The organism is Streptomyces sp. SAI-135 (assembly GCF_029893805.1).
Taxonomy (GTDB): Bacteria; Actinomycetota; Actinomycetes; order Streptomycetales; family Streptomycetaceae; genus Streptomyces.
Genome location: NZ_JARXYP010000002.1, coordinates 1,595,811 through 1,608,010 on the forward strand (window position 1 = coordinate 1,595,811; position 12,200 = coordinate 1,608,010).

Here is a 12,200-nt window from a genome sequence, read left to right on the forward strand (position 1 = left end):
TAGCACTGGCAAGAGCGGGTTTCGCGGCCGCCAGATGCCCCTTACACGGGCATCAGGGGCCCGACCTGGGGTGGAGACCGCCTCGATCTCAAGGGGGATTTCGAGTGTGGGCCGGGTCACACTACCCTCGCGTCATGGCAACTGCTGCGGAGGACATCCCGAGCACCGCCCCGGCCGACGCGATCGCGGCCCGCGCCCGCGGTCTGACCAAGGCGTACGGCTCGGGCGAGACGGCCGTGCTCGCCCTGGACTCGGTGGACGTGGACATCGCGCGCGGCCGCTTCACCGCGGTCATGGGGCCCTCGGGCTCCGGGAAGTCCACGCTGATGCACTGCCTCGCGGGGCTCGACACGGTCTCGGCCGGCCAGGTGTGGCTCGGCGGCACCGAGATCACGGGGCTCAAGGATCGTGAGCTGACCCGGCTGCGCCGGGACCGCATCGGCTTCATGTTCCAGTCGTTCAACCTGATCCCGACGCTGAACGCGGCCGAGAACATCACCCTGCCCATGGACATCGCGGGCAAGAAGCCCGACGAGAAGTGGCTCGACCAGGTCATCGACACCCTCGGTCTGCGGGACCGCCTCAGGCACCGGCCCTCGCAGCTCTCGGGCGGCCAGCAGCAGCGCGTCGCGTGCGCCCGGGCGCTCGCCTCCCGGCCCGAGCTGATCTTCGCGGACGAGCCGACGCGGCAACCTCGACTCACGGGCGGGCCTGGAAGTCCTCGGCTTTCTGCGCGAGGCCGTCGACCAGCTCGGGCAGACCGTCGTCATGGTCACCCACGACCCGGGCGCCGCCGCCCACTCCGACCTGGTGCTCTTCCTCGGCGACGGACGGATCGTGGACCGCATGGAGCGGCCGACCGCGGAGGCCGTGCTGGAGCGCATGAAGCGGTTCGACGTGATCCGCGGTCAGGTAGACGCCGACCCCGACAAGGGATGACCCCGTGCTGAAGGCCACGCTCCGCAGCTTTCTGGCCCACAAGGGGCGGCTGCTGCTCTCCGCGCTCGCCGTGGTGCTGTCGGTGGCGTTCGTCTCCGGCAGCCTGATCTTCTCCGACACTCTGAGCCGCACCTTCGACCGGCTCTTCGCCTCCACCGCGCCCGACCTCACCATCAGCCCGAAGGAAGAGCTCAGCGAGGCCATCCCGTCCGGCTCGACGGCCACCCTGCCGGCCGCGCTCGCGGAGCGGGTCGCCCGGGTCGAGGGGGTCGGCGCCGCGCGCTTCGACGCCGAGGACGACGGCATCACCGTCGCCGACTCCCACAACGAGTCGGTGGGCTCGACCACCGGCGCCCCCACCATCGGCACCGACTGGAACCCGACCTCGCGCAGCCCCGTGAAGCTCACCTCCGGGCACGCCCCGCACGGACCGGCCGAGGCCCTGCTCGACTCGGAGACCGCCGACCGCAAGGACCTGCACCTCGGTGACCCGCTGACCGTGATCGCGGGGCCCGGTTCGTTCAAGGTGCGGATCGTCGGCATCGTCACGTTCACCACGACCAACCCCGGCGCCACACTGCTGTACCTCGACCCGCCGACCGCGCAGGCGAAACTGCTCGGCTCCTCGAAGGCCGCCACCAGCATCTCGGTCGACGCCGCCGAGGGGGTCGACAACGATCGGCTCAAGCAGCGCGTGGCCGCCGCGCTCGGCCCGGGCACCTACGAGTACCGGACCGCCGACGAGCAGGCGAAATCGGACGTCGACCAACTGGGCGGATTCCTCGACGTCATCAAGTACGTCATGCTCGGCTTCGCCGGGATCGCCGTCCTGGTCGGCATCTTCCTGATCGTCAACACCTTCTCCATGCTGATCGCCCAGCGCACCCGTGAACTGGGCCTCCTGCGTGCGCTCGGCGCCGACCGGCGCCAGGTCCGCCGCTCGGTGCTCACCGAGGCCACGCTGCTCGGCCTGGTCGGCTCCACGGTCGGGCTCGGCACCGGCATCGGTCTCGCCGTCGGGCTCATCGCGCTCATGAACGCGTTCGGCATGAACATCCGGACCGGCGAGATGGTCATCGGCTGGGGCACCCCCGTGGCGGCGTACGTCGTCGGCGTGGGCGTCACCTTCGTCGCGGCCTACCTCCCGGCCCGGCGCGCGGCCGGTGTCTCCCCCATGGCGGCCCTCTCGGACGCCGAGCTCGCCGGGACCGGACGGCCGCTCAGGGTCCGGGCGATCGTGGGCGGCCTGGTCGGCGCCGCGGGCGCGGCCGCGCTCCTCGGCTGCGTCCTGTCGTCGAGGACGGCCACCGCGGCCTCTCTCCTCGGCCTGGGAGTCGTCCTGACGCTCCTCGCCACCGTCATCGCGGGCCCGCTGCTGGTGCGGCCGGTGATCCGGGTGCTGGGCGGCGCCTTCCCCGCTCTCTTCGGCTCGATCGGGCGGATGAGCCAGCGCAACGCCCTGCGCAACCCGCGCCGCACCGGCGCCACCGCGGCCGCGCTGATGGTCGGTCTCGCCCTGGTCGGCGGGATGTCCGTGGCCAGCGCCTCCATGTCCAAGTCCTTCGACGACCAGATCGACAAGACCCTCGGCGCCGACTTCGTCGTGCAGAACGGCAACTTCCTGCCGTTCCCGCAGGAGGTCACGGACGCGGTGCGCGGCACCGAGGGCGCCGGGCTCGTCGTACGGTCGAGGTTCGCGCCCGTCGCCGTGCGGCTGCCGGACGGCAAGCGCGTCGAGACCACCGCCGCCGGGTACGACCCGCGGCTCGACGAGGTCGCGCACATCACCTACGCACAGGGCGGCACCGCGGCCGCGCTCGCCGCCGGGCACCTGGCGATGGACCGGGACTTCGCGCGGGACCACGGTGTGCGGGTCGGCAGCGGGATCCCGGTCGAGTTCCAGGGCGGGCGCCGGACCGAACTGACCGTGGGCGCCCTCACGGACCAGGACTCGGCGGAGGGGTTCGGGACACAGGGCGGCATCTACTTCGGCCTGGGCACCCTGGAACGGTTCACGCAGGGCGGACAGGACTCCGCGCTCTACGTCAACGCCGCCCCCGGCACCGGCGCCGACCGGCTGCGCGCCGCCCTGGAGAAGACGCTCGACCCGTATCCGCAGGTCCAGGTGCGCGACCTCGCCGACTACAAGGATCTCGTCCACGACCAGATCGCGGTCCTGCTCTACCTCGTGTACGCGCTGCTGGGGCTCGCCATCGTCATCGCGGTGCTCGGCGTGGTCAACACCCTCGCCCTGTCGGTCGTGGAGCGCACCCGGGAGATCGGGCTGCTGCGCGCCATCGGGCTCGCCCGGCGGCAGTTGCGCCGCATGATCCGCCTGGAATCGGTGGTGATCGCGGTGTTCGGCGCGGTGCTGGGGCTCGCTCTCGGCCTGGTGTGGGGCGTGTGCACCCAGCAGGTCCTAGCCCTGCAGGGCATGAACGCGCTGGCGATCCCCTGGGGCACGATCGTGGCGGTCGTCGTCGGCTCGGCGGTGGTGGGCATCGTGGCCGCACTGCTGCCCGCGCTGCGCGCCTCGCGGATGAACGTACTGGCGGCGATCGCGCACGAGTGATGCAATCGCGGGGCAGACAACTCAAGTCGCTTGCAGCTGAGGAGAGTTCATGCCCCGCCCCGATCGGTTCCGCCCGTTCCGCTTCGCCGTCAACCTGACCGCCGCCGCCACCGACGAGGTCTGGCGCGCCAAGTGCCGACAGGCCGAGGAACTCGGTTACGACGTGATCCTGGTCCCGGACCATCTGGGCAAGATCGCACCGTTCCCGGCTCTGGTCGCGGCGGCGGAGGTCACCGAGCGCCCGCGGCTCGGCACGTTCGTCCTCAACGCGGGCTTCTGGAACCCGGCGCTGCTCGCCCGCGAGGTGGCCACCGTGGACGCCCTGACCGGCGGCCGTCTCGAACTGGGCCTGGGCACCGGCTATGTGCAGTCCGAGCACGACCGGGCCGGGCTCCCCTTCGGCTCACCGGGCGAGCGGGTGGACCACCTGCGGCACACGGTCGAGGAGCTGGAGCGGCTGCTGTCCTCGGCCGACCACGTGCCGCAGCCGGTGCAGCGGCCCCGGGTGCCCCTGCTGATCGGCGGCATAGGAAACCGGGTGCTGAGGCTGTCCGCCGAGCACGCCGACATCGCGGCCTTCACCGGGGCGACCCTGGTGCCGGGCAGCACGACCGGTAAGGTGGTTCCGACCACCGCCGAGCAGCTCGACGAACGCGTCGCGCACTACCGGCGACTGGCCGAGGGACGCAAGGAACCGGCCGAACTGAACCTGCTGGTCCAGACGGTGGTCGTCACCGACGACCGCGAGGCCGTCGCCACCCCGTTCCTGCACCGGGTGCCGGACCTGACCCTCCAGCAGGCCCTGGACCTGCCCATCATGCTGATCGGCACGGTCGAGGAGATCGTCGCGCAGGTGCTCGCGCAGCGCGAACGGTACGGCTTCACGTATCTGACGGTGCTGGAGGCGTCCATGGAGGCGTTCGCGCCGGTGCTGGCGGAGCTGCGGGGGCGGTAGCCGTCCGGATCCTGGAACTCCGGGTGCCGGGCCGTCGGGCGTGATGGGATCGCCGTATGACCGACCTGCGGATACGGGCCGCGACGCCCGACGACCTCGACACCGTGCTGGCTTTCTGGAAGCGGGCTGCCGAGGGGACGAGCATCAGCGACGACCGGGACGGCGTGGAGCGGCTGGTCGCGCGGGACCCCGAGGCGCTGATCCTGGCCGAGCTCGACGGGGAACTCGTCGGCACGGTGATCGCGGGCTTCGACGGCTGGCGGTGCCATCTGTACCGGCTCGCGGTGCACCCGCAGCGCCGGCGGCGGGGCATCGGGTCGGCCCTGGTCACGGCCGCGGAGGAGCGGTTCGTCCGGCTCGGCGGGCGGCGCGGGGACGCGATGGTGCTGGTGCGCAACGAAACGGCACAGCACGCATGGCGCGCGGCGGGGTATGCGCCCGAGGAAAAGTGGCGGCGCTGGGTGAAGCCCCTCGCCGCCGGCTAGGACGGGCGATCCTGGGGACCCTGTCCGATCATGGGACGGAGGTGACCCGATGACCGAAGTGCTCCTCCTGCTGGTGGCGATCCTGCTCTCGCTGGCCTGCGGTGCCTTCGTGGCGGCGGAGTTCTCGCTGACCACGGTCGAGCGCGGCCAGTTGGAGCGGGCGGCGGAGCGCGGTGAGCGGGGTGCGTCCGGCGCTCTGAAGGCCGTACGGAATCTGACCTTCCAGCTGTCCGGGGCGCAGCTCGGGATCACCGCCACCAACCTGGTCGTCGGCATGCTGGCCGAACCGTCGATCGCGGCGCTGATCGCGGGGCCTCTGGAGGCGCTGGGCATCTCGGAGTCCACGTCCCGGTCGCTGGCGCTGGTGCTGGGCACCGCGCTGTCGACGGTCTTCCTGATGGTGGTCGGTGAGCTGGTGCCCAAGAACTGGGCGATCTCCTCTCCGCTGGCCATGGCCAAGCGGGTGGGTACCGCGCAGAGCTGGTTCAGCGCGGCCTTCCGCCCCTTCATCACCCACCTCAACAACACGGCCAACCGGGTGGTGCGGCGCTTCGGCCTGGAGCCCGCCGAGGAGCTGGCCTCCGCGCGCGGGCCGCAGGAGCTGGCCGCGCTGGCCCGGCACTCCGCTCGGGCGGGCGCGCTGGAGGCGGACACGGCCGAGCTGTTCGTGCGGACCCTCAACCTCGCCGACCTGACCGCGGAGAACGTGATGACCCCGCGGGTGCAGGTGATCGCCCTGGACGTGCAGGCGACCTGCGAGGACGTGGCGAACGCGACGCGCGCGACCGGGCTGTCCCGGTTCCCCGTCTACCGCGGCAGCCTCGATTCGGTCGTCGGCATCGCCCACATCAAGGACATCCTGGCGGTACCGGCGGAGCGCCGGCCCCGGGCCTCGGTCGCCGAGCTGCTGCGTGAGCCGCTGCTGGTGCCCGAGTCGCTCACCGTGGACCGGCTTCTGGACCGGCTCTCCGGCAAGCGCACGATGGCGGTCGTCATCGACGAGTACGGCGGTACGGCGGGCGTGGCCACGCTGGAGGACATCGTCGAGGAGGTCGTCGGCGAGGTACGCGACGAGCACGACCCGCACGAGACACCCGACCTCGCCCCCGCGGGCACCGACGAGGAGGGCAGGGAGCTCTACCACGCCGACGGCTCGGCCCGCATGGACCAGCTCGCCCGGGTGGGACTGCGGGCCCCCGACGGCCCCTACGAGACGCTGGCCGGCCTCCTGGCGACGGAACTCGGCAGGATCCCGGCCACCGGCGACTCGGTCCGGGTCGCCGGCTGGCAGCTCGACGTGACGGACGCACAGGGCCGCAGAGCATCCCGGGTCCTGCTGCACGCGCCCCTGGCCGGGGGCGGGGAGGGGGTGGGTTCATGAGTTCGGTTCAGTGGGCGGCGCAGGTCGCTGGCGGGGTGGGTGCCGTCGAGGGTCCCGGTACGGCTAGCAGGGTGGCTGCCGCCGAGGAACCTGCGGCTCGCGGGGCGGGTGCCGCCGAGGGACCTGCGGCTCGCAGGGTGGGTGCCGTCAAGGAACCTGCGGCTCGCAGGGTGGGTGCCGCCGAGGAACCTACGGCTCGCAGGGTGGGTGCCGCCGAGGAACCTACGGCTCGCAGGGTGGGTGCCGTCAAGGAACCTGCGGCTCACGTGGCGCCTGCCGTGCCGGGGCCCTCGGCGGCTGGCGTCCGGTCAACGCGCCGGGAGGCCCGATCCCGCTCCGCCCTCTGGCTGCTCCGCGAGGAAACCCGGCCGAGCAGCGGTGCGCAGCAACCCCTCGCGGTCACCGCCGCCCCGCCATCGGCAAGAGCGATGCGGGCGACGCCCGCCGTCCCGGCGACGCCGGACGAGACCACCGCGAAAGCCACCACCCGATCACCGCACCAGGAAACCCCGACCCGATCCACCGACCGGCCGCCCCACGACCAACCCCGGCCACACAGCGGCACGCAGCAACCCCTCGCGATGACCGCCGTCCCGCCATCGGCAAGAGCGATGCGGGCGACGCCCGCCGTCCCGGCGACGCCGGACGAGACCACCGCGAAGGCCACGACCCGATCACCGCACCAGGAAACCCCGACCCGATCCACCGACCGGCCGCCCCACGACCAACCCCGGCCACACAGCGGCACGCAGCAACCCCTCGCGGTCACCGCCGCCCCGTCATCGGCAAGAGCGATGCGGGCGACGCCCGCCGTCCCGGCGACGCCGGACGAGACCACCGCGAAAGCCACCACCCGATCACCGCACCAGGAAACCCCGACCCGATCCACCGACCGGCCGCCCCACGACCAACCCCGGCCACACAGCGGCACGCAGCAACCCCTCGCGGTCACCGCCGCCCCGTCGTCGCGGGAGACGACCGCGGCTGTCCACGCGGCCCAGGGTGTGGACTCCGCGACGGCTGCGGTCCGGCCGGCGTGCCGGCAGACCCGAACCCGATCCGACGCCCGGCCGCTCCGCAGGGAACCTCGCACGAGGCCCGTCGGCCGGCCGGCCCGCGCACGGAGGACCCCGCGATGACCGTTGTCCAGTTGTTGATCGGTCTCGCGACGCTCGTCGTGAACGCCTTCTTCGTCGGGGCCGAGTTCGCGCTGATCTCCGTGCGGCGCAGTCAGATCGAGCCGTACGCCGAACAGGGCGACCGGCGGGCGAAGAGCGTGCTGTGGGGGCTGGAGCACGTCTCCGCGCTGATGGCCGCCGCGCAGCTCGGGATCACGCTGTGCACGCTGATCCTGGGTGTGGTCGCGGAGCCCGCCATCGCGCACCTGCTGGAGCCGGTGTTCCACGCGGTGGGCGTCCCGAAGGGCGCCGGGCACGCGGTGTCGTTCGTGATCGCGCTGACCCTGGCGACCTATCTGCACATGCTGCTGGGTGAAATGGTCCCGAAGAACATCGCGCTCGCGGAGCCGGTGCGCAGCGCGCTGCTGCTGGGCCCGCCGCTGGTCACCCTGGCGCGCGGGCTGCGCCCGGTGATCTTCGCGGTCAACGCCTTCGCGAACGCCCTGCTGAAACTGCTGCGCGTGGAGACCAAGGACGAGGTCACGGCCACCTTCTCGGACGCCGAGCTGGCGCGGATCGTGCGGGACTCCGGCGAGGCGGGACTGATCGACGAACGCGCGCGGGAGCGGCTGCACGACGCGCTGGAGCTGGGGCGGCGACCGGTGCGGGACGTGGTGCTGCCGCTGGAGGGGGTCGTCTACGCGCGCGTGGGCGTCACGCCGGAGCAGTTGGAGGCACTGTCGAACGAGACGGGGTTCTCCCGGTTCCCGGTGGTGGACGAGGGGCGCCGGATCGTCGGCTACCTGCACATCAAGGACGCGCTGGACGCCTCACCGCGGGATCTGCCGTTCCCGGTGCGCGACATGCGGCCGATCGCTCGGATCCGGGAGAGCACACCGCTCGACGACGTGCTGACGGCGATGCGGCGCAGCCGGACGCACCTGGCCGCGGTGCTCGGCACGGACGGGCGCCTCGCGGGGCTGGTGACCATGGAGGACGTGCTGCGGGAGCTGTTCGGACGGCAGGTGTGAGGGCGCCCGAACCCACCGACCGGTAAGTATGTGAGCGGGTTACCATTTCTTCCGCCATGCAGACGAACCCCACTTACTCCAGCCTGGTCGCGGTCGGCGACTCCTTCACCGAGGGCATGTCGGACCTGCTGCCGGACGGCACGTACCGCGGCTGGGCCGACCTCCTCGCCGGCCGGATGGCCGCCGTGACCCCCGGCTTCCGGTACGCCAACCTCGCGGTGCGCGGCAAGCTGATCCAGCAGATCCTCGACGAGCAGGTCGACGTGGCCGCGGCGATGCAGGCGGACGTGATCACGCTGGTGGGCGGGCTCAACGACACCCTGCGGCCCAAGTGCGACATGGTCCGGGTGCGGGATCTGCTGACGGAGGCCGTGGAGCGGCTGGCCCCGTCCTGCAAGCAGTTGGTGCTGATGCACAGCCCCGGCCGCCAGGGCCCGGTCCAGGCCCGGTTCCGGCCCCGCATGGAGGAGCTGTTCACGGTCATCGACCAACTCGCGGGACGGCACGGTGCTGTGGTCGTCGACCTGTACGGCGCGGCCTCGCTGTCCGACCAGCGGATGTGGGACGTGGACCGGCTGCACCTGACGGCCGACGGCCACCGCCGGGTCTGCGAGGCCGTGTGGCAGGCCCTCGGCTACGACCCCGAGGACACGGAGTGGCGAACGCCGCTGCCGGCCACCGTGCCGCCGCCGTGGCTCGCCCGCCGGATCGCCGACGTCCGTTTCACCCGGCAGCATCTGCTGCCCTGGATCGGCCGACGCCTGACGGGCCGCTCCTCCGGCGACGGCCTGCCGCCGAAGCGACCCGACCTGCTGCCGTACGAGCACTGAGAACTGCCGTGCACACGCGCGTGGTCAACGTCAGGGGCCGTATCCACGAGTACGGCCCCCGCCTCGAACACGCGCCCGCCGACCTCGTCTACGTCGGCCGCCGCTGGACCCTGGGCGGCTGGGACCTGTCGAAGCACCCGCTGTACAACCCCTTCGCCTACGACACCCCCACGCGCCGCCGGGACGGCACCCGGGCCGAGGTGATGGCGAAGTACCGGACGCATCTGCTGGGGCGGCCGGATCTGCTCGCCCTGCTGCCGGGCCTGCGCGGCAAGGCCCTGGCCTGCTGGTGTGCGCCCGAACCGTGCCACGCCGAGGTCCTGGCGGAGCTCGCGGAGGAGCTCTCGTAGGTTCCGACGAACGGCACCCCGGCGCTGGCCTGCACGAATCGCCAGTAGAATCCGTACACGTGACTTCCGCTCCCGCCAAGCCCCGCATCCCCAACGTCCTCGCCGGACGCTACGCCTCCGCCGAGCTCGCCACGCTCTGGTCGCCCGAGCAGAAGGTGAAGCTCGAGCGTCAGCTCTGGCTCGCCGTGCTGCGGGCCCAGAAGGACCTCGGGATCGAGGTGCCGGAGCAGGCCCTCGCCGACTACGAGCGCGTCCTGGACACCGTAGACCTGGCCTCCATCGCCGAGCGTGAGAAGGTCACGCGGCACGACGTGAAGGCGCGGATCGAGGAGTTCAACGACCTCGCCGGGCACGAGCAGGTCCACAAGGGCATGACCTCCCGGGACCTCACGGAGAACGTCGAGCAGCTCCAGATCCGGCTCTCCCTGGAACTGATCCGCGACCGCAGCGTGGCCGTCCTGGCCCGCCTCGGAAAGCTGGCCGGCGAGTACGGCGAGCTGGTCATGGCCGGCCGCTCGCACAACGTGGCCGCGCAGGCCACCACCCTCGGCAAGCGTTTCGCGACCGCCGCGGACGAGCTGCTCGTGGCGTACGGCCGGGTCGAGGAGCTCCTCGCCCGCTACCCGCTGCGCGGCATCAAGGGCCCGGTGGGCACCGCACAGGACATGCTGGACCTGCTGGGCGGGGACGCGTCGAAGCTGGCGGAGCTGGAGCAGCGCATCGCCGGCCACCTGGGCTTCTCGCAGGCGTTCACCTCGGTCGGCCAGGTCTACCCGCGCTCCCTGGACTACGAGGTCGTCACCGCGCTGGTGCAGCTGGCGGCGGCCCCCTCCTCGCTGGCGAAGACGATCCGCCTGATGGCCGGGCACGAGCTGGTGACCGAGGGCTTCAAGCCGGGCCAGGTCGGCTCCTCGGCGATGCCGCACAAGATGAACACCCGCTCCTGCGAGCGCGTCAACGGCCTGATGGTGATCCTGCGCGGCTACGCCTCGATGACCGGCGAGCTGGCGGGCGACCAGTGGAACGAGGGCGACGTCTCCTGCTCGGTGGTGCGCCGGGTCGCGCTGCCGGACGCGTTCTTCGCGCTCGACGGCCTCCTGGAGACCTTCCTCACCGTGCTCGACGAGTTCGGTGCCTTCCCGGCCGTCGTCGCCCGCGAGCTGGACCGCTACCTGCCCTTCCTCGCCACCACCAAGGTGCTGATGGGCGCGGTCCGCGCGGGTGTCGGCCGTGAGGTCGCGCACGAGGCGATCAAGGAGAACGCCGTCGCCTCCGCCCTGGCGATGCGCGAGCAGGGTGCCGAGCGCAACGAACTCCTCGACAAGCTGGCCGCCGACGACCGCATCCCGCTCGACCGGGCCCAGCTGGACGCGCTGATGGCGGACAAGCTGTCCTTCACGGGCGCCGCCGCCGACCAGGTCACCGCGGTCGTGGGCCGGATCGAGGAGATCGTCAAGCAGCACCCGGCGGCCGCGGGCTACACGCCCGGGGCGATCCTCTGACACGCTCCTGACGATGACGCGCTTCACCCCGGAGGAGCTGGAGGCCGCCCGCGACCGGCTGGTGCCGGACGTGGTCGCGGACGGTCTCCGTGTGCTGTTCTGCGGCATCAACCCCGGTCTGATGACGGCCGCGACGGGCCATCACTTCGCCCGCCCCGGCAACCGGTTCTGGCCGGTGCTGCACCTGTCCGGCTTCACCCCGAGGCTGCTGAGGCCGTCGGAGCAGCAGGAGTTGCTGTCCTACGGGCTCGGGATCACCAATGTCGTGGCCCGGGCGTCGGCGCGGGCGGACGAGCTGAGCGCCGAGGAGTACCGCGAGGGCGGCCGGCTGCTGGCGGAGAAGGTGACGCGGCTCGGGCCCCGCTGGCTGGCCGTGGTGGGGGTCACCGCCTACCGGGCCGCCTTCGACGACAGGAAGGCGAAGGTCGGGCCGCAGGAGCGGACGATCGGGGACTCGCGGGTGTGGGTGCTGCCCAATCCGAGCGGGCTCAATGCGCACTGGACGGCGGCGACGATGGCGGAGGAGTTCGCCCGGCTGCGGGTGGCGGCGGAGCAGGGCTAGCGGGTCACACCGGGTCGATGTCCGAGGCCACGGCGAGCACATGGACCTCGTCGGCCTCGTCGCGGTAGCCCACCCCGAGGGCGATCCAGCGGTCCGAGCCGGGCGGCTGCCACAGGTCGAGGTCGTCCGTCACGATGCTCGTCGTGAACCAGGGCTCGGGTATCTCCTCGCCCCGGTCGAGGCGCAGCTTGAGCGTGCCCATGCCCCACGGCCGCTGCTGTCTGCCCCAGCGGTCGTCCAACTCCTGGCCTATACGGCTCTTGAGGGCGTAGAAGTCCCCCACGACCGCCATGCGCGGGGCCGCGTCGCCGTCCCGGATCCCGTGGCTGACCTCTAATGACTCGATGCGGTATCCGGGCCCCGAACGGTAGGCGCCCGACTCGCCGTCCACCGCGCTCAGGTCGCGGGCGCACAGCGAGTCGATCGCGGCGAGATACTTCGCACTGTCCATGTGATCCAGTAAACCGGCCGCCAC

Annotated in this window: 10 protein-coding genes and 1 pseudogene; 10 read left to right on the forward strand and 1 reads right to left on the reverse strand. The window is 72.2% G+C overall.

The window, feature by feature from the left end; translation table 11 throughout:
- The first annotated feature begins 134 nt into the window (after positions 1-134).
- From M2163_RS11605 to mug, 10 genes and pseudogenes are all read left to right on the forward strand, one after another.
- Positions 135-939, forward strand: a pseudogene (locus tag M2163_RS11605) (ABC transporter ATP-binding protein).
- A 4-nt stretch (positions 940-943) separates the two neighbouring features.
- Positions 944-3,511 (forward strand): FtsX-like permease family protein, encoded by a 2,568-nt coding sequence (locus tag M2163_RS11610; protein WP_280893915.1) that lies wholly within the window; start codon positions 944-946, stop codon positions 3,509-3,511.
- A gap of 49 nt (positions 3,512-3,560) precedes the next feature.
- Positions 3,561-4,466 (forward strand): LLM class F420-dependent oxidoreductase, encoded by a 906-nt coding sequence (locus M2163_RS11615; RefSeq protein WP_280852856.1) that lies wholly within the window; start codon positions 3,561-3,563, stop codon positions 4,464-4,466.
- A gap of 56 nt (positions 4,467-4,522) precedes the next feature.
- Entirely contained in the window at positions 4,523-4,951 is a 429-nt protein-coding gene (locus M2163_RS11620) for a GNAT family N-acetyltransferase (RefSeq protein ID WP_280893916.1), read from the forward strand.
- A gap of 49 nt (positions 4,952-5,000) precedes the next feature.
- The gene (locus M2163_RS11625) at positions 5,001-6,332 is read left to right on the forward strand and encodes a hemolysin family protein (RefSeq protein ID WP_280893917.1); all 1,332 of its coding nucleotides are present in this window, start codon (positions 5,001-5,003) and stop codon (positions 6,330-6,332) included.
- Between the two features lie 1,135 nt (positions 6,333-7,467).
- Entirely contained in the window at positions 7,468-8,481 is a 1,014-nt protein-coding gene (locus tag M2163_RS11630; RefSeq protein WP_280852852.1) for a hemolysin family protein, read from the forward strand.
- Between the two features lie 56 nt (positions 8,482-8,537).
- The gene (locus tag M2163_RS11635) at positions 8,538-9,311 is read left to right on the forward strand and encodes a GDSL-type esterase/lipase family protein (protein ID WP_280893918.1); all 774 of its coding nucleotides are present in this window, start codon (positions 8,538-8,540) and stop codon (positions 9,309-9,311) included.
- Positions 9,312-9,319: 8 nt separating this feature from the next.
- Positions 9,320-9,661, forward strand: a complete 342-nt coding sequence (locus M2163_RS11640) for a DUF4326 domain-containing protein (protein WP_280893919.1) — start codon at positions 9,320-9,322, stop codon at positions 9,659-9,661.
- Positions 9,662-9,720: 59 nt separating this feature from the next.
- On the forward strand, positions 9,721-11,163 hold the full coding sequence (gene purB, locus M2163_RS11645) for an adenylosuccinate lyase (RefSeq protein WP_280893920.1): 1,443 nt from the start codon (positions 9,721-9,723) through the stop codon (positions 11,161-11,163).
- A 13-nt stretch (positions 11,164-11,176) separates the two neighbouring features.
- Entirely contained in the window at positions 11,177-11,725 is a 549-nt protein-coding gene (gene mug / locus M2163_RS11650; protein ID WP_280852848.1) for a G/U mismatch-specific DNA glycosylase, read from the forward strand.
- 4 nt (positions 11,726-11,729) lie between these two features.
- On the opposite strand, the gene M2163_RS11655 is transcribed toward mug, so the two are convergent.
- Positions 11,730-12,176, reverse strand: coding sequence for a hypothetical protein (locus tag M2163_RS11655; RefSeq protein WP_280852847.1), 447 nt, complete (start codon positions 12,174-12,176; stop codon positions 11,730-11,732).
- Between the last annotated feature and the right edge of the window lie 24 nt (positions 12,177-12,200).

Excerpts from the sequence above, each read along its gene's own strand:
- M2163_RS11615 (WP_280852856.1), top strand. The coding sequence starts at position 3,561 with ATGCCCCGCCCCGATCGGTTCCGCCCGTTCCGCTTCGCCGTCAACCTG.
- M2163_RS11620 (WP_280893916.1), top strand. The coding sequence starts at position 4,523 with ATGACCGACCTGCGGATACGGGCCGCGACGCCCGACGACCTCGACACC.
- M2163_RS11625 (WP_280893917.1), top strand. The coding sequence starts at position 5,001 with ATGACCGAAGTGCTCCTCCTGCTGGTGGCGATCCTGCTCTCGCTGGCC.
- M2163_RS11630 (WP_280852852.1), top strand. The coding sequence starts at position 7,468 with ATGACCGTTGTCCAGTTGTTGATCGGTCTCGCGACGCTCGTCGTGAAC.
- M2163_RS11635 (WP_280893918.1), top strand. The coding sequence starts at position 8,538 with ATGCAGACGAACCCCACTTACTCCAGCCTGGTCGCGGTCGGCGACTCC.
- mug (WP_280852848.1), top strand. The coding sequence starts at position 11,177 with ATGACGCGCTTCACCCCGGAGGAGCTGGAGGCCGCCCGCGACCGGCTG.
- M2163_RS11655 (WP_280852847.1), bottom strand. The coding sequence starts at position 12,176 with ATGGACAGTGCGAAGTATCTCGCCGCGATCGACTCGCTGTGCGCCCGC.